Genomic DNA, 24786 nt, shown 5'->3' with positions numbered 1-24786 from the left:
CATCGCTGGCAACATCAATAAGGTGTATTCCATCCCCTCGAAGAAAGGAAAATGACAGATGAACACGAACGATATGCAAGCCCAGCTCCATGCGATCAAGCGCAAGCTAGAGCTGGTCAAGGCTCAGGATACCGAATTTACGGAATTTGGCTCCAGCTCGCATGAATATCAGATGGACCCGGTTCTCTCGCAGGCGGAGCTTGAACAGTGGCAGAGAGAACATGGACTCGTACTTCCTGAGCCCTTTGCTCAGTTTCTGTTAGAGATCGGTAACGGCGGAGCAGGCCCGTATTACGGCATCTATTCGCTGGAAGAAGCGACCTCGTACACGGAGCCGCTTGCGCTATCGTTACCGGCGATTCTGCGTCCGCGCATGCCCAGAGCAGAGTGGAACCAGTTGATTGCGCCGCTCATCTGGGATGAGGATATTTCCGACGAGCAGTATGAGCAGACGAGCAGTCAGATTCTCGGCGGTATGCTATGTATTGGCACACAGGGCTGTGATTATGATATGTATCTCGTACTGGATGGGGAATATCGCGGTAGAATCGTATATACGAATGACTTTTATGAGGATGCTCCGTTTTTCTTCGTTTACGATCTGACCTTTCTGGACTGGTATGAACGCTGGCTGGACGAGTTTTTGCTGGACTATCATCGAAGCTGGTTTGGCGCGCGTATGCCGGGCGATGAACAGGCGCTGCTACATACGTATCAGCATACAGCCGAACAGCACATCCAAGCGGATGCGCTACAGGCGATGTTTAAGTTTAAAAGGCTATCGCCAGAGGGGTTAGATTTTCTGCATCATCTAGTATCTAGGGGTGCCAGCGAGCAGGGGAATGTCGCGCGTGAGCATCAATTAATAGCGATTCGATTAATTTATAAAAACACACCAGAGCAGGGCAAGCCATATGTGCTACAGCTTCTAACCTCTGGCGATGCGGATGACCTGCTGCTAGCGCTACAGATGGTGTATCATTCGCGTGAGAACTACCCTACAGCCGAATTCGTACCGATCATTATGAAGCAGCTGGATCGGATTGAGCAGGCGGAAGCACTTCGTTTTGCCGGATATATTTTGCATGAGGAGCCGGGTGTGACGTTACGGGACTATGAGCATGTGCTGCATAGCTCGGATGAAGAGATACAATTAGCGGCGATATATGCCACGCGCGATTGCGTGGAGAAGGAGCGAGATATCGAGCTAGTGGAGCAGTTCATATTGAATGCTTCACCTCAGCTACGTCAGCAGATCGTCACGTACTGGGGCATGATTCCGCATGAGCGCCTGTTGCCTTTGTATGCAGCGATGTGGCAGGAAGAGTATCGGAACCATCCTACCTTTAGTGTGACGTTTAAAGAGGGCTTACAGAAGCTTGGATTGCCGGAAGATTATTTTAAGCGGAGTTAATGAAGTTCTCGTTACACTTAAATAAGCAGGGCGATCGTTACTCTTTCACATCGTTCTTAGAGATTTCACTTCAACGTTACGGTCGAAATAAGTAAGATGATATGGAGATGTATCCTCTTTGTATACGACTGCAAGCGATCGATTCTCTCGTCGAAGATACGCCGTTTTGGCGTATCTTTTTTTATTTTGTCGCTTATTTTCGAAAAAATAGGTAAAAATACTTACTTTTTCATGCTTTTTAGACCTTTTTACCTGTAATTGTTGAGAAAATGTTGAGTGGTGCCCTGTTACAATGTCTGCAATATCTATGTAGTCATTCAAGGGGGAAATGGAATGAGTATTTCTGCTTTATTCAGAAAACGGGGACAAAAGGTCATGAATAGCTTTGTCGTCTTGTTGCTGATGATTGGAATGATCGCACCTCATCAGGCTGGGGCGACACCAATTACGCCGGGGATCTGGCAGTTTATTGATAATGGTGGGATTAAGAGTAATACATCTTCAACCAATGCGAATTATCGTGGTTCGAGTGCAGTGATGTTGAATGGTCAGTTGTATGTGACTTTTATCGAATCCATTTATGGGATGATGGGAAATAGTACTTCTCGTGTTCGAGTCATGACCCAGGTTAATGGAAATTGGGAAGCGGCGGATGGTGGAACTGGACTTAATATCGATAACAGCCAGACAGCTAGCAGTCCAGCTCTCGCTGTTCACAACAATGAACTGTATGTAATCTGGCATGAACAAAGTACAGGTAGCAATAAAGGCATCTATGTCAAAAAACTACAAAACGGCACATGGACGTCATTATCCGGTGGTCCAGTAGCTGGCCCTAGCACAACATTGAATACACGTTATTTTGCACTCGTTTCTTACAACGGAGACTTGTATGCTTCGTATACAGAGTTTAACGGTACAGCCTATGTGAATAAATTGAAAAGATATACAGGAACATCGTGGGTTGATGATCAGCCACTTTCTTCACTTCAACCGAATTCAAGTGTAGGTGCTCCTGCTTTCGCCACTTATAACGGCTCACTCTATATGGGGTGGACAGAGTCACTTGGGAGTACTCCATACTCCAAATATGTAGTGGTAACGAAACGTACAGCAAATGGAAGCTGGGTCAATGTATCGGGTAGTGCAGGTATTGCCGATTCGATCACACAATCACAGGTTTCCCTTTCTCTACAAGAATATAAAGGCAAGCTATATGCGGCGTGGCGTGATGACCCGGCAGCGATTCGTCTCAAAGCCTATGATGGTGATACATGGCAACCCGTAGGGGATAGCGTAGTACCTACAACATCGAACAAGGGAGCCTACACTCCTTTTCTATCGGTAGTAGACAATCAGTTACTGGTACGCTGGATAGACGATGGTGACATGAAGACTGCTTTATATGATGGCACGACATGGACAGATGCGAGTAGTGGACTAGAAAACCAAATGTCAGATGGTTCTGCTCCAACGCTTATCCCTGATCCAAGCGGTAAGTTCATCTATCTATTCTTTTCCGATTCATCAAAAGTAAGAGCAGCAATATTCACAGCTGCTCCAACGATCCCGGCACCAACGGGCGTACAGGTTCTGCGTGATCGACAGTCTGCACAGCTTAGCTGGACGCTGGATGCCTCGGTATCCGAGTATACCCTTTACAAAGGTACTCAATCTGGCGTGTACGATACGACACCTGTAGCGACAGTAGGCAATACAGATGGCGTGTATACGGTGAAGAATCTGGAGCCAGGCAAAACGTATTATTTTGCGATAAAAGCAACTACGATGGAGGGGCAAAGCCCGTACTCGTCCGAGGTGAGTGTGACGATTCCGGAACAGGTTTCTTTGCTGACGGGGCCAACGATCGTACCGGGAAGCCAGCCGGGAACGATTCGAATTGCGAATTTGCCACCTGAATTTGCGTATAAGTATACATTTTCGATTAATGGTGTGCTGCAACGTCCATTGGTAGGCGATACCAATACCATCTACACCAATCCATTGCAGCGTGATCAGGATATCGAGGTAGGTAACAATACGAATCTGACGATTGTACAGCTTGCAGGTGATAACATTGTGCGCTGGAATGACTTCCCGATCATCCCTGATCTGGTGGCTCAGGCTGTACCTGTACTAAGCGATATTATTGTTAAACCGGGTGATATCCCGAATACGGCTAAGATTGCGGCATTGCCGGATTCGAATACGTATAAGTTTGCAGTAGGTGGGCCTAACGATTATAAGCGTCCAGCGACAGGTAAAAAGGCAACAGAGTTAGGCTACACTCAATTTGTTGATCTAGGTACTCCATTCCCTGCAACGTCCAATCAATATGTGTATATCGTACAGGTGAGTGATGAGGATGTCGTTAAAGGCTGGGCACAAATTGCAGTCAGTGGCAAGGTTCCTGCTCCTGTACAGAATGAACCAATCGTTACTCCGAACGACGTGACACTCTCATGGGAACCTGTAAATAACGCGATTGCCTATGAAGTATTCGTCTCTTCCATCTCCGGTATGTATGGGCCACCTTATCAGATTTTAGATGGAACGGCAAAACAGATTAAAGTAACTGGACTGACGCCAGGTGTGCGCTACTATTTTGTCATCAAGGCGGCAACAAAGGCAGAGGACAGTCCAATCTCCAATGAAATGACAGCGATGCTGGCACAAGCACCACAGCCGGGCACGCCAGCACTGAGCGAGCTTTCAATTGCTCCACTACAATTAAGCCCTGCATTCTCTCCAGATATTACACAGTATACGGCGAATGTAGGCAATAGCGTGAAAAGTCTGAATGTTCAGGCAAGTGTAACGGATTCGGTATATGGTACCGTGACCGCCAGTGTATACGGCGCTACAGGAGGGGTTGTAGCCGGGCCGTACACGTTATTCGGTGGTAGTTCTTCGCCAGATTTGCAGCTGGCTGTTGGAACAAGCACAATCACGGTAACTGTTACAGATAAAGATGGCAATCTGCGTACGTACACCATCGTAGTGAATCGTGCAAAAGATAGCTCTAACAATTCCAGCAATTCCGGTTCCGGCTCGTCTGGTGGTAGCTCCGGTGGAGGCGGTGGAGGTACAGCCAATCCAACCACTACTACACCAACAACACCAGCACCACCGACCAATCCAGGCTTGCGTGTTGTCGTAGATGGCAAGACGTATGACCAGATTGCAAATGGTGCCACAACAACGACGAATGGACGCACAACGATGACCGCGACGATCGATCCTGCGAAGCTGGCAGATCGTTTGCAGCAATCATCGGGACAGCCTGTTATCGTCGTTCCTGTTGCAGACAAAAATATTCAACAGGTATCTGTTGTGCTGACAGGTGAAACGGTCAAAGCGATGGAAAACAAGCAAGCGATTATGGAAGTACAGACAGCCAGCGGTACCTATCGTCTACCTGCTGATCAGGTGAATGTGGATCAGGTATCTCAAAATCTCGGTTCTGCCGTGAAGCTGTCGGATATCGTAATTCATGTAGCCATTGGTACAAGCTCGACGGCTGTCACGCAGCAAGCAGAGCAATCGGCGTCGCAGAAAAATTATACACTGGTGACGAAGCCGATTTCCTTTGAAGTGTCCGCTTCTTACGGCGGCAAAACGGTCAATGTAGATCAATTCAATCAATATGTTGAGCGCGAGATTCCATTACCAGATGGTGTCGATCCATCTAAAGTGACGACTGCTGTTGTACAAAATGCAGATGGCACTGTACACCATGTACCCACCTTCATCACTTCGCGTGATGGCAAATTCTATGCGGTGATCAACAGCTTGACCAATAGTGATTATTCGCTGATCTGGCATCCGAAAACATTTGCCGATGTGAGTGGTAAATGGTCAGAGCAAGCGGTCAATGATATGGCATCGCGTATGATTGTGAACGGTGTGGATGCCGATCATTACAACCCGAATGCAGAGGTGACACGCGCCGAGCTGGCAGCGATTATGGTACGTGCACTTGGACTGGCAGAGAACGGTAGTGGCTCTACCTTTAACGATGTGAACACATCGGATTGGTATGCAGGTGCAGTAGCTCAGGCCGCTCGCTATGGTCTGATTCAGGGCTATGCAGATGGTAGCTTCGGGCCTGATCGCACAGTGACGCGTCAAGAGGCACTGGTGATGCTCACTCGTGCGATGAAGCTAGCTAAACTCGATACGGCAACAGCCGATACAGCAAGCACACTTGCACCTTTTGCTGATCATGCTGCTGTAGCATCGTGGGCACGGGATGCGGTGGCTACTGCGGTACAAAGTGGTCTTGTGCAAGGCAATTCCAAAGGTCTGGCACCGACTCAGCATTTGAGTCGTGCAGAGACAGCCGCGATTGTACAGCGTCTGCTGATGCAAGCCAAGCTGATCGATGGTACCACTCCATCGTAATGTAACACTCCATTTTAGAGGGCACAGATTATAAATTCGATCGCATAAGTAGACATAGAAAATATGCAGGATTTATGCAGTGACCATGAAATGAAAACGTATATTTATGCAAAAGTCTTTCTCTCGATAGATGTCGGGAGAAAGGCTTTTTTGCGTGCATCCGATCCGACAGGGTTACTGATGCGTAAACTTGAAATGCGTTCTGGATGAGATTTACAATAGAAATACAACATTCAATGTGGATATTCGTTATCCAATTTGAAAATGATAATGAAGCTAACATTTGATCAAGCCACACTATCCAGAGGGAGATCAACTTTCCCTTAGACAGCAGGCTATACAAGAAGCCATACAAGGAGGCTGGTGCTTTTGAAATTCAATCCGAGTCTGGAGCAGGCGATCTGTGTGCTCGTCTTACTTGCTACGCAGAAGCCCGGTGTACCGCTATCCTCTGACCGAGCTAGCGATATTCTGGGCGTATCCCGCTCCTATTTTCGCAAAATTACACGCAAGCTGGTGCTACAGGGCATTATTCGCTCAGCACCGGGCAACAATGGCGGGCTATCGCTGGGACGTGCCGCAGAGGACATCACGCTGCTGAATATTCTTGAAGCGATGGAGGGCGAGCTGGCGCTGTATGAGGATGGTGGATTAATGCGCAATATTTTTCAGGATGGTACGTATGTGGAACGCGGCGTGGAGCTGCTGAACAACGTATTTGCTGGAGCGGATGCGCTACTCAAGCAATATTTCGCCAGCTTCACACTGGCAAGCATGATGGAGGAAGCGATGGGCGACGATCATTCCACGCTGAATTGGAATACCACCACCTTGCGTGAATGGCTGAACACAACCAGACTGCGCATGTCCTGATCGCTATTGTGTGTTTACGTTACTGTTCCAGAGCATGATCATGCTCGTTATGAAATGAAGATGATACATCACACCGCCGTTAATCGCTGCGTAACCGAAACGAAACCAATCTACACACTGTCATCATCAATCGGGAGGTACGAACAACATGGCAAAAAATACATCGATTCCGCAAACGAAAACCTTTGGACCGCTGGGTAGCATTCCGCTGCTTGACCGGGATACCCCAACCCTTTCGCTGAGCGAGCTGGCTCGTGAGTATGGGCCGATCTATCGGTTCCAACATATGGGTGGGCATTCCATTATTATTGTGACGGGGCAAGAGCTGATGAAGGAGCTTGAGGATGAGCAGCGTTTTGACAAAAGTATTGATGGATCGCTTCAGCGAGTACGCGATTTTGCTGGGGATGGACTGTTTACCAGTCGGACGGATGAGCCGAACTGGCGCAAAGCCCATAGCATTTTGATGCCAGCCTTTAGCCAGCAGGCGATGAAGGGCTATCACGATATGATGAGCGATATTGCACTGCAACTGGTGCAGAAGTGGGCACGCTTGAACCCGGATGAAGCGATCAATGTGCCGGAGGATATGACACGGCTGACGCTGGATACGATCGGCTTGTGTGGATTTAATTATCGATTCAATAGCTTTTACCGTGAGGAAGCGAATCCATTTATTCAGAGCATGGTGCGTGCGCTGGACGAAGCGATGCATGCGACGACTCGTTCGCCACTGCAAAGCAAGCTAATGGTCGCAAAGCGCAAGCAGTACAAGGAGGATATCGAGTCGATGTTCTCGCTCGTGGATAAGATCATTGCCGATCGTCAGCAGCAGGGCGATCAAGGGGAAACCGATCTGCTGGCACGTATGCTCGGTGCGGCTGATCCAGAAACAGGCGAGACGCTGGATAATGAAAATATTCGCTACCAGATGATTACATTCCTGATTGCCGGGCATGAAACGACGAGTGGACTGTTATCGTTTGCGACTTATTTTCTACTGAAAAATTCAGCCGTTTTGGAAAAGGCAAGAGCCGAAGCAGAGCGCGTCATTAATGGTGATGTGCCAACCTATCAGGAGGTATTGCAGCTATCGTATGTACGAATGGTGCTGAACGAATCTCTGCGACTCTGGCCGACCGCACCAGCCTTCGGTCTATACGCCAAAGAGGATACGATCATTGGCGGTCAATACCCACTTGCCAAGGGCGATGAGATTCGTGTGATCCTGCCCGAGCTGCATCGGGACAAAGAGGCATGGGGCGACGATGTGGATGAGTTCAAGCCAGAGCGTTTTGCCGATCCGTCGAAGATTCCAGCTCATGCGTACAAGCCATTTGGTAACGGGCAGCGTGCATGTATCGGGATGCAGTTTGCTTTGCATGAGGCGGTGCTGGTGATGGGAATGATTTTGAAGCATTTTGATCTGTCGTTTAACGGAGAGTATGAGCTGAAAATCAAGCAAACCCTCACGCTCAAACCGGATCAGTTTACGATTCGTCCGAAGCTGCGTACCGGTCATGTGCCAGCAATAACAGGAAATGGACAACCTGCGGCTGCTACAGCCGAAGCAGGTAAGGAGCAGGGCGAAGTGCAGGAACGACGGGGGGGATTAAGCGGCTTGAATGATCGTCCACTGGTTGTGCTATACGGCTCCAATATGGGCACCTCGGAGTCGATTGCGCGTTCGCTGGCAGATACAGCGAGTCTGCACGGTGTGCGAAGTGAAGTCGCAATGCTGAATGATCGGGTAGGGGATCTACCGCGTGAGGGCGCGCTTGTGATCGTTGCCTCCTCGTACAATGGCAAGCCGACGACGAATGCCGTTCAATTTCTCCAATGGCTGGAGCAGGTTGAGGAGGGCGAGCTAGAGGGTGTAACATACAGCGTATTCGGCTGTGGCGATCGCAACTGGGCGAGCACGTATCAGCAGGTGCCGCGTGCTATCGATGAGCAAATGGAGCGAAAGGGAGCTACGCGCTTCTCGCCTCGTGGTGAGGGCGATGCGAGTGGTGACTTTGAGAAGCAGCTGGAGGATTGGAAGCAGACGATGTGGGCGGATGCGATTGAGGCATTTGGCTTGCGATTCAACGCCGATGCGGCACAGGAGCGTGCAGCACTGAGTCTGCAATTTGTGAGCAATGTGGCAGGCGCACCGCTCGCTTCCTCCTACGAAGCGGTGTATGCAACCGTGCTGGACAATCGTGAGCTACAGCATGCAGACAGCAGACGCAGCACCCGTCATATCGAGCTACAGCTGCCACAACATATCCAATACCATGAGGGCGACCATCTGGGCGTCTTACCGCAAAATCCTACCGAGCTGGTGCAGCGTGTCCTGCACCGCTTCCGCTTGCAAGGGGAGGCTCAGGTGGTGCTGACCGCAAGTAGCTTGAGTGCAGGGCATCTGCCACTGGATCGTCCGGTGCAGCTTCGTGAGCTGCTCGCTTCCAGTGTGGAGCTACAGGAGCCAGCCAGCCGTGCCCAGCTTCGTGAGCTGGCTGCGTATACGGTATGTCCACCGCATAAGCGTGAGCTGGAGGGGATGCTACAGGAGGATCAATATTACGGCGAGATTCTGTATAAGCGCGTCACAATGCTTGATTTGCTGGAAAAATATATGGCGTGTGAAATGCCATTTGAGCGCTTCTTAGAGCTGTTACCTGCCTTGAAGCCGCGCTACTATTCGATCTCCAGCTCGCCTAAGCAAGCGGCAGATCGGGTGAGCATTACGGTTGCCGTTGTACATGCACCTGCACGTACAGGCTCAGGGATGTACAAAGGGATTGCTTCGAACTATCTGGCAGAACGCGCGCCGCAGGAACAGATTCCCGTATTCGTGCGCACGCCAGAATCCGGCTTCCATTTGCCAGAAGACCCACAGGTTCCGCTCGTGATGGTTGGCCCGGGCACCGGGATTGCTCCATTCCGCGGCTTTTTACAGGCGCGGGCTGCGATGCAGCAAGAAGGACAGCAGCTGGGCGAGGCACATTTGTATTTTGGCTGCCGCAATGCGGCGGATTTCCTGTATCGGGATGAGCTGGAGGATTACGCGGCGAAAGGCATCGTCTCGCTGCATACTGCCTTTTCGCGTGAAACCGAGCAGGACAAGACGTACGTACAGCATCTGATGGCGCAAAATGCTGAGCAGATTATGGACGTACTGAATGAGCGTGGCGGCATGCTGTACATTTGCGGAGATGGTACACGTATGGCACCGGATGTGGAGGAAGCGTTACGTGCGGCATATCGTTCGCGTTATAGTAAGGATGAACAGGCGGCGGCGATCTGGCTGGATACGCTACAGCAGGAAGGTCGTTATGCGAAGGACGTATGGGCTGGCGTGTAAATAGGAGTAGAGGGAAGGAGCAGGTATGTCGCTCTGATCGGTATCGCCGTATGCAGATGATTATGGAAAAGACCATACCGAGCAATGATAGATGTGCTATGTGCATGATTCGATTTTTTCTATGAGTAAAAAAATGTAGCTAATAACGCGGGCAACCTATATACAGGGTTGCCCGTTTTTTTGGCTGGAAGCGAGTTGACTGGGCGTTTCTAAGTATCAGGTAATTTGCCATTCAGACAACAGGAGATGCCAGGCGAATATCTGCTCTCTGTAAGCCGTGATCAGGGGTTATGAGGAGGTCGGCAGATCGTAAACGAGAAGTAAATTAGGAATCCAGACACATCAAGCTGATTAAGCTTACAAGAGTCATACCATTCATAAAGAACAGCTATCCATCTGTTCTAATCTGGTAGCTTTCGATCAAAGTATGAATCTGTTAGGGCATCCGGGTGCGTTGTAGTATGATGGAGAGAGCATGGATAGGTGTCATTTCCGCTATGCAGAACGACTTATTTTAGGAAAGCAGGACATAAACGATGACCGAATTATCAAATGATCGAAATAGATATCGCTTTAGCCAGGCTCCGATCTGGGAGCTGCTGCGTGAATATTATGAGCAGGAAGGTCTGGATGCGTGGCGCAATGATGGGATACCGCAATACGTCACAAGTAATCCGATGATCGCGGCGGCGTATGCGGATATGATTGTTGCCTTTTTACTGGATCGCCAGCAGCAGGGCGGTGCAGAGGAGACGATCTACATCGTAGAGATTGGTGCAGGCGCTGGACGTCTGGCAGGACATATTTTGCACGAGCTGTGCCGTGTACGTGATGAAGTGATCGAAGACTTGCCGTCCTTCTGCTATGTGATGACCGATCTGGCAGCAGACAGTGTGGCGGCATGGCAGCAGCATCCAGCGCTACAAACGTATGTGGCGCAGGGGGCGCTTGATTTTGCCCGTTTTGATGCGATGGCAGATACCGAGCTACAGCTTGCTGTGAGCGGTCAGACGCTACAGGCAGGCGGGTTGCAAGAGCCTGTGGTTCTGATTGCCAATTACTTTTTCGATAGTCTGCCACAGGAGCTGATCCGCATCGAAAATGGCGCTGTATATGAAGCCGATATTGAGCTGATTCAAGTATCAGCAGCCGAGCAAAACGGTACAGACAGATCTACAACAGCATCAGAATCATCGAACCAGCAAGCCGAGTTACAGTCCGAGAAGGCTGAGCAGGTCGAGCGACATTCCCAGCAGACAGACTCTGATATCGATGACCGCGCACGCTCAGCCTCGAACCGCTTGAACGAGATCGGCATCGAATACACCTATCGCCATGCCCCCGAATATGAGCAGGCGGATCATCCGTATGCCGATCTGTTGAGCTTGTATCGTGAGCAATTAGACGATAACTATGTATTGCTGCCATGGGCAAGTATCGATTGCTTGCAACGGCTGAATCACCTGTCGACAGCTGGTTTCGTGCTGATCACTGCCGATAAGGGCGAGCATCTGCTAGAGGGCTGGAGACTGGAAGAGCCGCCTGAGCTGACACTGCACGGCGGCGGTGGCTTTTCACTCAATGCGAACTATCATGCGATCAGCTATGTGTTCGGCGCACAGGGAGCCGAGGTGCTGTTCCCACCTCACCATTACACAGGCATCAATGTAGGCTGTATGCTGCATGTCGCACAGCCGCGACGCTATTCCGGTCTACGCATGGCATACCATCGTTCAGCAGCACGCTTTGGCCCGGATGAATTTTTCAGCTTGAAGCGCTGGGTCGATGAGCGTCTGGATGAAATGGAACTCGCGCCATGGCTCGCCTTCTGGCGATTGGGCAATTATGATGCCGAATTTTTCATTCAAAGCACGGAACGTCTATCCGAATTGCTATCGGAAGCCAATGATGAAGAATATCTCGACCTGCTGCACGGCATCGAACGCATGTGGTCATCCCACTATGTGATGGCACAGCGCTATGACCTGGCGCTCGATACCGGATTACTGCTTTTTGAAATGGAGCAATATGAGCAAGCTCAGCACTATTTACAGCAATCTGTAGCAGAAGAACAGGAAGAGACGGTGCCTACCGTATTTTATTGCCTCGCTATCTGCTGTCTGGAGCTTGGCGAGCTAGAGCAGGCTGGTGAATATTTGGAGCAATTGCTAAACGTAGAACCAGAGCATGCCGAAGCGCAAGCGTTAATGGAAGCACTGCGCGAGGGCGAGCTGGACTGAGGGCTAGCGAATGGAGTAGCAACGCTACATTGACAATCCTAATAAGGTAAATAGAATCAACACATCGAAACGGAATCGATCAAACCGCATCTATCGCATACAAGCGAGGATGCGGTTTTTTTATGGAAGAATTCATTTGGCACTATAGGGAGTCGGTTTATACGAAGAATTGGCACAGACAGAGAAGAAAGAAACGATGCTAGATCCGATGCTTGGATTATTTGTACGTACATATAAAATTGGCACCATACACAGTCTCCAAGCTAGCGCATAAAGAAAAGCACAGTGAGGTACATAATGGCTACGTCTGCATAAGAGTTTTACCGAAATAAGCGAGGGAAATAAGGGTAAGAGCGAACAGAATTACCATGTTAGCAAGCTCCGACTCATGTTGAATCTTTCAATCGCATCTTAGGGTATTCCAAGAAAAATAGCCCTTTTCAATCCTCGATCTCAATACACATCCTATCTTCATTCCCGCCTATTGGAACGCTTACAAAATAGTTTCGCACAAGTTGTAAGTATAATGATTAATCCAAATTGACAAATGTACGTACAATACCTATACTGAAATTGTTCCTTAAAAAGAAAGCGTATTCTTTATGAAATCAAATTATACAATATGCCACGAATGAAAACCGGAGTTTATATAGCTTCACTCCTATAGATGGCAGTTACATAGCAGTGCCAAACGGAGCAAAGCTTGCTGCACTCCGGACTAACAAAGTGAATCAGTGAAGGGAGTTACGCGATAATGAGTGACATCAAGATGAGTGCCAAAGATGCGATCACAAGCGGAGCGACAGCGCTGGGTATCGAATTCGGTTCCACTCGAATCAAGGCGGTACTGATCGATGAGCAGTTTGAGACGATTGCATCCGGTAGCTATGAATGGGAAAACCAGTTGAAGGATGGCTACTGGACGTATGATCGCGACCTGATCATCACAGGGATGCAGACCGCTTACCGTGAATTGAAGCAGGATGTTCAGCAGCGCTACGGTGTAACCTTGCAGCAGACAGGCTCGATCGGCTTCTCGGCGATGATGCACGGCTATATCGCACTGGATGCGAGTGGTGAATGGCTCGTTCCTTTCCGTACATGGCGTAATTCCACGACAGGCGCAGCGGCGCGTGAGCTGACCGAACTGTTCGGATTCAATATTCCGGAGCGATGGAGCATTGCCCATCTGTATCAGGCGATTTTGAATGAAGAACCGCATGTGTCCAAGCTGACTTCTATTAACACATTGGCTTGTTATATTCACTGGCTGCTCACTGGTGAGCGTGTGATCGGTATCGGTGATGCCTCCGGTATGTTCCCGATTGAAGATTCCAGTCATGCGTACCATCCAGCGATGCTCGGTCAGTTCAACCAGCAAATCGCAGGTAAAGGCTATCCGTGGACGCTGGAGCAGCTATTGCCAACGATTCGTCTAGCTGGCGAGGAGGCAGGGAAGCTGAGTGAAGTAGGGGCGAAGCTGCTTGATCCTGATGGTGATTTGCAGGCAGGCATTCCATTTTGCCCACCGGAAGGTGATGCAGGAACAGGCATGGTTGCGACCAATAGTGTGCGCAAGCGGACAGGCAATATTTCGGTAGGCACATCGGTATTTGCGATGATCGTGCTGGAGCATGAGCTGTCCCGTGTGTATCCGGAGATCGATATGGTCACCACGCCAGATGGTAGCCCGGTCGGGATGGTGCATGCGAATAACTGCTCCAGCGATCTGAACGCATGGATGGGCTTGTTCCGTGAGTTTGCCGTCGCGATGGGCTATGAGAGCGATCCGAATCAGCTGTTCAGTGTACTGCTGAACAAGGCGCTGGAGGCAGACCCGGATGGCGGTGGCTTGCTCAGCTATGGCTACTATTCCGGCGAAAATATTACCGGATTAGAGCAGGGGCGTCCGTTATTTGTACGTACACCGGAAAGCCGCTTTAATCTGGCGAACTTTATGCGCACGCATCTATTTACCGCTTTTGGTGCGCTCAAGCTGGGCATGGACATTTTGACCGAGCAGGAGCAGGTGGCGATCGATTCGGTGCTGGCGCATGGTGGTCTGTTCAAGACACCTGTGGTCGGTCAGCGTATCGTTGCTGCGGCGCTGAATGTGCCGGTATCGGTGATGTCGACAGCAGGTGAAGGCGGCGCATGGGGCATGGCGCTGCTGGCATCGTATCAGGTCAATCGTAATGGTGAGCAGTCGCTGGCAGATTTCCTGGAGCAACGCGTATTTAGCGGAGTATCGGCAGAACGTATGGAGCCAGATGCAGCGGATGTGGACGGATTTGGTCAATTTATCGAGCGGTATCGTCAGGGGCTCGCGATTGAGCGTGCGGCTGTCGAGCATCTGAGCTAAAACGGGAGGGAACGGAAATGCTAGAGCAACTAAAAGAGCAGGTCTATGAAGCGAATCTGGAGCTGCCCAAGCATGGACTGGTCAAGTTTACATGGGGCAATGCCAGTGCGGTTGACCGCGAAAGTGGATTGTTTGTCATTAAGCCGAGCGGCGTTAGCTATGAGAAGCTGAAGCCTAGCGATATGGTCGTGGTCGATCTGGATGGCAATGTGGTGGAAGGCGAGATGCGCCCATCCTCCGATACGGCGACCCATGCAGTACTGTACAAGCACTATGAACAGATCGGCGGCATTGTGCATACACATTCCACATGGGCGACGATCTGGGCGCAGGCAGGGCTGGATGTGCCGGTCATGGGCACTACCCATGCAGATACCTTTTATGGAGCAGTGCCATGTGCACGCTTTCTGACACAGGCGGAGATTGATCGCGGCTATGAGGCGGAGACGGGCAATGTAATCATCGAGACATTCCAGCAGCGTGGTCTGGATGTGATGGCGATTCCAGCTGTACTGCTGCATGGACATGCACCATTCACATGGGGCAAAGATGCACACGCAGCGGTCGTGAACAGCGTCGTGCTGGAGGAAGTATGCAAAATGAATCTGTATGCGCGTGAGCTGAACCATTTTGCTAAGGAACTGCCACAGGGTATTCTGGACAAGCACTATTTGCGCAAGCACGGCAAGGATGCATATTACGGGCAAAAGTAGAACGTAAAATGTAAAGCGATACCAACGATAATCAGCCTACAAGATTTATTCTCCAGTGTACTCATATGCTAGAAGCTTGAAGCTTGAGTACAGTGATAGATGATGAAGCATGCCATTTAAAAAGTAGCCTTACCTCTACGGATAATAGCAAGTTCAACAGCAATACCGTATACAAGCAAGGATAAGCTTCTATATTCGCTAGCAATCGCACAAAGCGTGAACGATATCTAATTCAACCGAAAAGAGGATGATCCCCATGACAGCAACAACAGCCAAACAATTCTGGTTTGTAGTAGGTTCCCAGCATCTGTACGGAGAAGAAGCACTCGGACAGGTAAAAGCGAACGCACAGAAAATTACAGATGCACTGAATGCCAGCGGCGTATTGCCGTATCCGCTCGTATTGCAAGAGCTTGCAGTGAGCGCAGAAGCGATTACCAGTGTGATGAAGGAGATCAACTACCGTGATGAGGTAGCCGGTGTAATCACATGGATGCACACCTTCTCTCCAGCGAAAATGTGGATTCGTGGCACCAAGCTGCTGCAAAAACCGCTGCTGCATCTGGCAACACAGTATAACGAAAGTATTCCATGGTCGACGATTGATATGGACTTTATGAACCTGAATCAGGCGGCACATGGTGATCGTGAGTACGGCTTTATCAATGCACGTCTGGGCAAGCAGAACAAGATCGTTGTTGGCTATTGGGAGCGTCCAGAGGTACAGCAGCAGATCGCGGATTGGATGGACGTAGCGGCTGCGTACAATGAGAGCTTTAACATTAAGGTTGCTCGTTTTGGCGACAACATGCGCAATGTTGGCGTAACCGAAGGCGATAAAGTCGAAGCACAGATTCAGTTCGGCTGGACGGTTGATTACTTCGGTATTGGCGATCTGGTAGCAGAGATCGGCAATGTGACCGAGCAGGAGATCGACGAGCTGATGGCGGAGTACAAGGAAGCGTATGACTTCGACTATGGCGATTATGAGCAGGGTGCATGGGAAGCTAGCGTGCGTGTGCAGGCAAGCTATGAGATTGCCCTGAAACGTTTCCTCGATCGTGGCGGCTATAGCGCGTTCACGACTAACTTTGAAGACCTGCATGGTATGAAGCAGCTACCTGGTCTGGCTGTACAGCGCCTGATGGCGCAGGGCTACGGTTTTGCTGGCGAAGGCGACTGGAAAACCGCAGCGCTGGATCGTCTGCTCAAAATTATGAGCCACAACCAGAACACAGGCTTTATGGAGGATTATACGTACGAGCTGGCAGCTGGACAGGAAGCGATTCTGCAATCGCATATGCTGGAGGTTGATCCATCGCTGGCAGCGAACAAGCCGAAGGTTGTTGTATCTCCACTCGGTATCGGCGATCGTGAAGACCCTGCACGTCTCGTATTTGACGGCAAAGCAGGCGAGGGCGTCGTCGTATCGATGGCAGACTTTGGCACGCATTACAAGCTGCTGATCAATGAAGTGTCTGCATTCGAGCCAACTGTACCTGCACCGAAGCTGCCGGTAGCACGCGTACTGTGGACAGTAAAGCCGAATTTCCAGGACGGCGTAAGAGCATGGATCGAAAATGGTGGTGGTCACCATACGGTCGTATCGTTGAACCTGACTACCGATCAGATCGTAACGTATGCGAAGCTGGTTGATCTGCCGTATGTGGTGATTAAGTAATAGAGCTGATATAGAGGATCGGCAGATAGATAAACGTTTAGGTTAGCACTAGCGATCTCGTCCTGTAGCTTGATGTGATCTCAATGCAATCTGTAGCTTTATCTATATAGTTTCATAGTTTCTTAAACTAGCTTCAATTAGCTGCTAGCTGCGATTTTCCAATAGAGATGCCTTTTTACGAGGGCATCTCTATTTGCTATGTTTCGATTCGATCCTCCTTCTTGATCTACCTTCTCCGCTTATCCTGAATCGTATCCGTCATGTAACGCATTCATGCTGGAATTCATTGCTACCTGTACCTGTATGCCTCCCAGCCATAATATTTCGCTGGATGCCTTTTCCACCCATCCACTATTGGGTAAAAACGGAAAAAGAGCCAAAGGAGGAACAGCATGTTATATGCCAATGCAAAAGCAAAGCTGGTGATGTCTGCGCTGCTGCTTGCCCTGCCGTTGTCTGCCTGTGCGACCGAACGTGAAGCGATGGAAACTGGAACTGAAACGACTGTCCGTGAGGAGGTCGAGAAGCCAGCGATGACGGCTGAGCGCACTTCGGCGACCACCACGGGTACGACTGGAAATGTCGATCTGGTCGATTCACTGCAAGGCGGTTATACCGAGCTGGCAACAGGGCTAGATATTCCGTGGTCGATGCAGTTTGCTGGAGATACCGTCTACATTACACAGCGTGGTGGTGGAATCGTACAGGTGAAGGATGGGAAGCAAACGGTACAAAAGGTACAGACCAGCAAGCCGTTACGTGTTGTGGGTGAGGCAGGGCTGACCGGACTCGTGCTTGATCCCGATTTTGCTACAAATCAAACCGCATATATTTATCATGCGTATGAGCAAAATGGTCAGGGCTTGAACCGGATTGTACGCATCAAGCTGACCAATGGAGTATGGAAGGAGCAGAAGGCTTTGCTGGAGGGCATTCCAGGTGGACGTATTCATGAGGGTGGACGACTTGCCTTCGGCCCGGATGGCATGCTGTACAGCACATCCGGTGAAGCCGGACGGCGCGAGCTATCGCAGGATCGCTCCAGTCTGGGTGGCAAAATTCTACGGATGACCAAGGATGGCAAGGTGCCGCAGGATAATCCATTTGCGAATTCATATGTGTATGCGTATGGACTTCGTAATTCGCAGGGTCTGGCGTGGACATCGAACGGCACGCTGTATGCTGCCGATCATGGACCAAGCGGCGGTGCCATTCCAGGCGGCGGTACGGATCGAACCGGACTGGATGAGATCAATATCATTAAGAAGGGTGCGAATTATGGCTGGCCGAACGTGATCGGTACGCAAACAGCCAAAGGCATCACCGCACCAATCTATGTTGCTGGCTCGCGTGCGATTGCTCCATCCGGTATTGCTGCGACACCAGAGGATACGATTCTTGTCGCAACGCTGGCAGGTGAGAGCCTCAAGCTATTCGACCCATCGACTCGTAAAATGACGAATATCCTGACCGATGTCGGACGCGTGCGTGATGTGATGGTGCATAACGGGCATATTTATATACTGACCAATAACACCTCCCGCGGCTCCGCAGGGGAAAATGATGATCGCTTACTGCGATTGAAGTAATGGTATACGTTTAAAAAATACAGCGAGGATGCGTAAGTCATAAAGTAATGTTGTCTGTCGCACTGCACCGTGTAGAGAATTTCTTGATTTCGTGTAAGCCGCCACATACGGAAGACGGTATAATGGGAGCTAAGAGATGCTTCCTGTCATGCTACAGTTGACCGGGAATGGAAGGGAACGATATCGTGAGGAATCAATTACTTGGTCTGGTCGGTATGATCGTGATCTTTATTGCAGCGACCTCGCTGTTTCTTTATCACTGGCTGAATCCAGCGGTTCATTATCCGCAGGCACAGCGCGGTGTATTAAATGCAGGGCAATGGAACTTTGCGGAGCATGGAGTGATTCCACTACAGGGCGAGTGGGAGTTTTATCCGAATCAGCTGCTGACGCCGGATGATTTTAAACGATCCTCAATCTCGCTGGAGCAGACACGGCGTTATTTGCCTGTACCTGGACGCTGGAATGGAACCGTATCACAGGATGGCTCGGGAGCAGGCACCTATCGTCTGCATGTGAATGTGGATTCGGCTGGAGACTATGGATTACGGGTGAAAAAGATTCGGATGTCCAGCCGCATCTATATGGCAGACAAGCTGATTGGTAGCACCGGGCAACCGTCATTGACGGCGGCAGGATTCGTACCGAGCAACTTCCCGGTGTTTGGCACAGTGGATACCGATCAGCGCTCCTTCGATATCATTATTCAGGTGGCGAGCTTTGAGACGCTGCGAGGTGGATTGGTGCAGGCGCCAGAGTTTGGGTCAGCAGATCGCATTATGGATCGGCGCGATCATGCGCGGATGGCGGATATGGTCGTGATTACGACGCTGTTTGTATTTGGTATTTATTTTGCCGGCATGTTCAGACAGTGGCGTCGGGAGCCGTATTTGCTATTTTTCAGTATGTTCTGTCTGACGCTGGGGTTATTTTTTAGTTTGGACAATGAGATTATACTAGCGGCGTTGTTCCCGCATCTTTCGTTTTTACTACTGCAAAAGCTGCTGTTTATTTTGCCGTATGTATCGATTGTGTGCTTTGTGTATTATGTGCGGCTGTATTTGAATGTGCTGCCGACATGGTTATTTCGAGTGATACTGGCATTATCGATCGTGTATATGCTGTTACTGCTCGTGTTGCCGAATCAGCAGCTATTATATCTGCTATGGCCGGGCATTCTATTGCAGGTGCTGGTATTTGGTTACATATTCGGCTTGCTGCTGCGGAATCGGCATCAGGGAGCGCGTGTGTATTATATTTTGCTCGGGGTATTTTTCCTGACGATTAGCTGGATTTTTGCACAGACGCGTTATCAGCTGGCGCTGGATAGTCCGTATTATATTATTATCACCCTGCTGCTGGTTGTGCTGTCGCAGTCGTTTTTGATGACCGATCGGATACGAGAAGCGCTGCGGCATAGTGAGCAGCTTGCCGGGCAGCTGCTGCGATATGATCAGCAAAAGGATGAATTTCTGGCGAAAACATCGCATGAGCTGCGTACACCGCTGCATGGCATCATTAATCTGTCCGGTACACTGCTTGATAATACAGAGCAGCCTCTGCAAGCGGAGCAGCGTGAAAGTGTACGTCTGCTACATCTGATCGGTCGACGGCTGGCGAGTCTGGTAAACGATATTCTGGATATGAATCGGATTCGTTACGGAGAGCTACAGGTACAATTGAAGCCTGTTGACCTGCGAGTATCGGCAGAATTTGTGATGGAGACGTTATCGATCACACCGATCAGTAATCAGGTGGCGCTGATCAATCAGCTTCCGGCAGAGCTACCGCTAGTGTGGGCAGACGAGAATCGGTTACGCCAGATTTTGCATAATCTATTGGAAAATGCAATCAAATATACCGAGCAGGGCAGCATTATTCTGTCCGCAGAGCGTCGGGCGGAGCAGCTGGCGATCTCGGTTACAGATACAGGAAAAGGAATGGATGCAGAAGTATTGAAGCATTTATTTCAGCCCTTTTTCCATTATGATGAGCGTGGAGCTGGCTCTGCGACAGGGATAGGACTGGGACTCAGTATTTCTCGGCAGCTGGTTCTGCTACAAGGTGGACAGCTGGAGGTGGAATCACAGCCGGGAACAGGCTCACGCTTCACGTTCACCCTTCCGCTGGCAGATGCGATGAGCGATAGCGCCGCAATGCCACTACGGCCGGAGCTGATGCAGACGGCGCCAGCGGAATATAGTGAGCTGCAAGCAGGCTGGATAGAGCCAGTCTCCTATATGCCTTCATGGCTGGAGGATGAGCAGTCGTATCATGTATTAATCGTAGACGATGAGTTATCGAATCTGAAGGTGGCGGCGGATGTGATCGCTGGCATGCGGCATACGTATACAGCGGTTCGTAGCGGAGAAGCGGCACGCGAAGCACTACGACAGCGTAAGCCTGATCTGGTGCTGCTCGATCTGATGATGCCGGGTACGTCGGGGCTGGACATTTGCCGTGAGATTCGTGCGCTGCATGGCTTGTCCGAGCTGCCTGTGCTTATGCTGACAGCTTCTGGACAGACGGCGGATATGCTATCTGCCTTTGCCGCAGGTGCAAATGATATTTTGCAAAAGCCATTCGAGCTGGCAGAATTCCGTGCCCGTGTACAATCGCTATTGTCGATGAAAGGTTCATCCGAGCAGGCGTTACGGCGAGAAATGGACTTCTTACAGGCGCAGATCACACCGCATTTTCTATACAATAGTATGAATGCGCTCGTTGGCTTGAGCTATAAGGATGTGGATCGCCTGCGAGAGACGATCCAGCATTTGACGACCTATTTGCGTGCTAAGTTCACCTTTGTATTTCATAGTGAAGCGGTGCCGTTAGCGCGTGAACTGGAGCTGGTACGCGCGTATCTGGCGATTGAACAGCTTCGCTTCGGTAAACGATTGCAGGTGCGCTATGATGTAGATGAGCACGTCCATGTGATGCTACCGCCTCTTACCCTACAGCCAATTGTAGAAAATGCAGTACGGCATGGGATCGGTCAAAAGCCGGAAGGCGGAGCTGTCGATATTATCGTCCGAGCTGTTGGTCAGAGGGTCGAGATTATGGTGAAGGATGACGGCATAGGCATGACCGACGAACAGCGGCTACAGCTGGAGCAGGGTCAAAGTAAAGGCGTTGGCATTGGAAATGTAAACCGCCGCTTACAGATGAAATATGGACGGCGACTGGATATCGTTAGCCAACCAGAGTTCGGTACGACAGTTACGATTCATTTGACGGAGGTGGAGCGCTCACATGTGGAAAGCGATATTGATTGATGATGAAGAGATCGGATTAGATGTGCTGGACATTATGCTGAGCGAGACCGGTCAGGTGGAGGTAGTCGGCAAATATCAGCTGGTGCACGAAGCGATGACTGCTTGTCGGGATAAGCAGCCTGAGCTGATCTTCCTTGATATCGAAATGCCCGGTATTAGTGGACTGGATGCCGCGGAGCAGCTAAACGTCATCTGTCCAGACGCTGCTATTATTTTCGTGACGGCTCATGATCAGTATGCAATCGATGCCTTTCATACCGAAGCGATCGGCTATTTGCTCAAGCCTGTAGCGCCAGCCAAGCTAGAGCGCACGCTTGGGCGCTATGCCACTCAGCGAAATAAGCAATACCAACAGACTACAGGATCAGTAGATAGCATGGATAATGATGAACATAACAATATGGAACTGGAACAGCCTGCTTCCCCTGCTCCCTCGATAGCTACGTTATCGCTACGTGTGATGGGCAGTCTACAGGTAAATGCTGTCGATGGACGATTGCTTAGCTGGCGTACTCGCAAGACGAAGGAGCTATTCGCCCTGCTCTGGCATTATCAGGGGAATCCCGTGTATAAATTTACGATTCTTGAGCAGTTATGGGCAGATGTGCCCGCACAGCAAGGACAGAAGCTACTGCACACCTCGCTCTATTATGTGCGCAATCTGTTCAAGACACTCGGCTATGATGATGTGGTCAAATATGGAGATGAACGCTACTGGATCGAGCCAGCTATTTTCCATAGTGATCTGGCGCAGCTACTGGAGCTTATCGCTCAGCAGACGGTCACCGCCGAAACGGTGAGCCAGGTGATCGCGCTCTACAGCGGAGATTATCTGGAAACCGAGCATTATACGTGGGCAGACGCCTATCGGATCGAGCTACGCGGTTCAGTGGCTGCGTATTTAGTGCAAGCGCTGAGCCAGCTAGCTGTGGATGAGCAAATTGCACCGCTGTACAAGCTGTTGGAGCTGGAGCCAGATGTCGATCGCCATTATGAGCAGCTTATGCAGCTACTGCTGGATACGAATGACGCTACTGGAGCTGCGCGTGTAAAAGAGCGTCAGCAGCAGCTATGGGCTGAGAATCGTGAGCGTTAAATATGCTGAGAAGCGCGCACTTTAAATGTAATGAGTAGAAAATGGAGTTGTTCGTTCGACATGCTGGTGTGAATAAGCAACATACCATAAGCGCCCTATCTTATTGGAGAATACGAGTCGATAACATGCTTAACAGGCTGCAATGAAGTTATACAAATGGAATCAACGTATAGCTGAAATGACAGGAGCATCGAATGGATATCACAGGCAGCGTCTTGTCTTGCTATACGGCAAGCGAGACGCTGCCTTTTGTGTATGTGGAAATGGGATGAAGCGCAATCTAGGCTGAAGCTTGTATAGAGTCGATTAAAGAAGCATGGGTGTATAACAAAAAGGAAGTGGATAGCACTGATTTCATTTGGCATTTTATAAGCCGAACAGGTATACTACAGGTAGTTGTACGAACATTACGACAGTAATGAGCTAAAGGAATAGATGTAGTTAAATGGTAGTTGTAACTGAGTGTTGTAGAAGAAGCCAAGCTGCCATGAAGCTTGGCGATCAGACAAACGAAAACGATAATCTGGCACGAATCGGAACAGCGATGTGCGGGCAATGATCGCATAATATGTAGAGGATATCTTCACAAACTATAGCTAAAGATATAGCTGACGAACCTGTTACAGTTGGGTATCCCTATCCTTCAACATCACCCAAACAAACTAATTTGTAAGCGTATTCAAAAATAAAGGAGCTGTTGTGCATGTCTGTCTACAATGCTGCCTGTGATGTAGCTCGTCCGGGCAATCATCATCGTTTGGAGGATATTCCTGCGCATGATCCCTTCGTGCTAACTGATGCTCATTCAGGCACTTATTATCTGTACACAGGTGCAACACCTCAGCTGCACGGAACGGATCGTTATGGCGTGCTGGTGTATAAAAGCACCGATCTGGAGCAGTGGGCAGGCCCCTATCTTGTCTTCTCGATTCCAGATGAGAGCTGGGCGCATCCACAGCATGGAGCTTGGGCACCAGAGGTACATGCCTATCAGGGACGGTACTATTTATTCGTGACCCTTCATCATAACGATCGTCTGCTGGAAGGTGAGCCAATTCAAGGCTATACGAAGCACTGGCGCGGGACAGTGATTGCCGTTAGCGATACGCCTGAGGGTCCCTTTCAGCTAGTGAATGGAGAGCGTCCGGTACTACCCGAAACGATGATGACACTGGATGGCACGCTATATATCGATGAACAGCAGCAGCCGTGGATCGTCTACTGCCACGAATGGGTGCAGACGATCGATGGCACGATTGAAGCGATGCGACTGAATGATGATTGGTCAGGTACAGTAGGTGAGCCGGTGCATCTGTTCAGTGGATCGGCAGCGCCATGGTTACCGTTGACGATGTCTCACTCGCCAGACTCTTTACAGGATCAGGCGGGTGTCGATACCGCTTCATCAGCCGATACAGTTCTACCAACTGATACAGCGTCAATATCAGATATGGCACCACATGAGCCGACTGTCTATGTAACGGATGGTTGCCAGCTGTACCGTACCTCCGGTGGTTCGCTCGTTATGCTGTGGTCAAGCTATGAGCAGGACAGCTATGTGCAGACGATTGCCCGCTCGGTGAGTGGCAGCCTGGAGGGACCATGGGAGCAGCTTGATCCGCTCGTACGTGAAGATAGCGGTCATGGTATGCTCTTTCAGACCTTCGATGGGGCATGGAAGCTGATTGTACATCGTCCGTTTCGTATTCCAGAATCGCGCTGTCACCTGTTTGATATCGTAGACACAGGCGACGGCTTCCAGCTAGCATAACAGGTGAATACAGCTGGAT

Annotated in this window: 12 protein-coding genes; all 12 read left to right on the top strand. The window is 50.0% G+C overall.

Annotated features, from left to right (window positions below):
- Positions 1-58 precede the first annotated feature (58 nt).
- The 12 genes from IEX62_RS13410 (at position 59) to IEX62_RS13350 (ending at position 24767) form a co-directional block, all read left to right on the top strand.
- The gene (locus IEX62_RS13410; protein ID WP_188776013.1) at positions 59-1414 is read left to right on the top strand and encodes an SMI1/KNR4 family protein; all 1356 of its coding nucleotides are present in this window, start codon (positions 59-61) and stop codon (positions 1412-1414) included.
- Between the two features lie 333 nt (positions 1415-1747).
- Complete coding sequence (locus IEX62_RS13405; protein ID WP_188776012.1) at positions 1748-5818, top strand: S-layer homology domain-containing protein; 4071 nt, start codon at positions 1748-1750, stop codon at positions 5816-5818.
- A gap of 369 nt (positions 5819-6187) precedes the next feature.
- Complete coding sequence (locus IEX62_RS13400; RefSeq protein WP_188776011.1) at positions 6188-6691, top strand: Rrf2 family transcriptional regulator; 504 nt, start codon at positions 6188-6190, stop codon at positions 6689-6691.
- A gap of 148 nt (positions 6692-6839) precedes the next feature.
- Positions 6840-10040 carry a bifunctional cytochrome P450/NADPH--P450 reductase gene (locus IEX62_RS13395; protein ID WP_188776010.1) on the top strand — a complete coding sequence of 1067 codons (3201 nt, stop codon included), beginning with the start codon at positions 6840-6842 and terminating at the stop codon, positions 10038-10040.
- Between the two features lie 536 nt (positions 10041-10576).
- Entirely contained in the window at positions 10577-12280 is a 1704-nt protein-coding gene (locus IEX62_RS23790) for an SAM-dependent methyltransferase (protein WP_229685761.1), read from the top strand.
- A gap of 754 nt (positions 12281-13034) precedes the next feature.
- Positions 13035-14642, top strand: coding sequence for a xylulokinase (locus IEX62_RS13380; protein ID WP_188776009.1), 1608 nt, complete (start codon positions 13035-13037; stop codon positions 14640-14642).
- Between the two features lie 17 nt (positions 14643-14659).
- Entirely contained in the window at positions 14660-15355 is a 696-nt protein-coding gene (locus IEX62_RS13375) for an L-ribulose-5-phosphate 4-epimerase (RefSeq protein ID WP_188776008.1), read from the top strand.
- A 256-nt stretch (positions 15356-15611) separates the two neighbouring features.
- Entirely contained in the window at positions 15612-17036 is a 1425-nt protein-coding gene (araA, locus tag IEX62_RS13370) for an L-arabinose isomerase (RefSeq protein WP_188776007.1), read from the top strand.
- A gap of 392 nt (positions 17037-17428) precedes the next feature.
- The gene (locus IEX62_RS13365; RefSeq protein ID WP_188776006.1) at positions 17429-18625 is read left to right on the top strand and encodes a PQQ-dependent sugar dehydrogenase; all 1197 of its coding nucleotides are present in this window, start codon (positions 17429-17431) and stop codon (positions 18623-18625) included.
- A gap of 185 nt (positions 18626-18810) precedes the next feature.
- Positions 18811-21900 carry an ATP-binding protein gene (locus IEX62_RS13360; RefSeq protein WP_188776005.1) on the top strand — a complete coding sequence of 1030 codons (3090 nt, stop codon included), beginning with the start codon at positions 18811-18813 and terminating at the stop codon, positions 21898-21900.
- Positions 21878-22996 (top strand): response regulator, encoded by a 1119-nt coding sequence (locus IEX62_RS13355; protein ID WP_188776004.1) that lies wholly within the window; start codon positions 21878-21880, stop codon positions 22994-22996. Before IEX62_RS13360 ends, IEX62_RS13355 begins: the two co-directional genes overlap by 23 nt.
- A gap of 703 nt (positions 22997-23699) precedes the next feature.
- Positions 23700-24767 carry a glycoside hydrolase family 43 protein gene (locus IEX62_RS13350; RefSeq protein WP_188776003.1) on the top strand — a complete coding sequence of 356 codons (1068 nt, stop codon included), beginning with the start codon at positions 23700-23702 and terminating at the stop codon, positions 24765-24767.
- Positions 24768-24786: the final 19 nt, after the last annotated feature.

Source organism: Paenibacillus hunanensis (assembly GCF_014645615.1).
Classification (GTDB): Bacteria; Bacillota; Bacilli; order Paenibacillales; family Paenibacillaceae; genus Saccharibacillus; species Saccharibacillus hunanensis.
The sequence above is the reverse complement of the archived record's forward strand: the minus strand, read 5'-3'. Positions and strand labels throughout refer to the sequence as shown.

Coding starts and splice junctions, on each gene's coding strand:
- IEX62_RS13410 (WP_188776013.1), top strand. CDS start 59: ATGAACACGAACGATATGCAAGCCCAGCTCCATGCGATCAAGCGCAAG.
- IEX62_RS13405 (WP_188776012.1), top strand. CDS start 1,748: ATGAGTATTTCTGCTTTATTCAGAAAACGGGGACAAAAGGTCATGAAT.
- IEX62_RS13395 (WP_188776010.1), top strand. CDS start 6,840: ATGGCAAAAAATACATCGATTCCGCAAACGAAAACCTTTGGACCGCTG.
- IEX62_RS23790 (WP_229685761.1), top strand. CDS start 10,577: ATGACCGAATTATCAAATGATCGAAATAGATATCGCTTTAGCCAGGCT.
- IEX62_RS13380 (WP_188776009.1), top strand. CDS start 13,035: ATGAGTGACATCAAGATGAGTGCCAAAGATGCGATCACAAGCGGAGCG.
- IEX62_RS13375 (WP_188776008.1), top strand. CDS start 14,660: ATGCTAGAGCAACTAAAAGAGCAGGTCTATGAAGCGAATCTGGAGCTG.
- araA (WP_188776007.1), top strand. CDS start 15,612: ATGACAGCAACAACAGCCAAACAATTCTGGTTTGTAGTAGGTTCCCAG.
- IEX62_RS13365 (WP_188776006.1), top strand. CDS start 17,429: ATGTTATATGCCAATGCAAAAGCAAAGCTGGTGATGTCTGCGCTGCTG.
- IEX62_RS13355 (WP_188776004.1), top strand. CDS start 21,878: ATGTGGAAAGCGATATTGATTGATGATGAAGAGATCGGATTAGATGTG.
- IEX62_RS13350 (WP_188776003.1), top strand. CDS start 23,700: ATGTCTGTCTACAATGCTGCCTGTGATGTAGCTCGTCCGGGCAATCAT.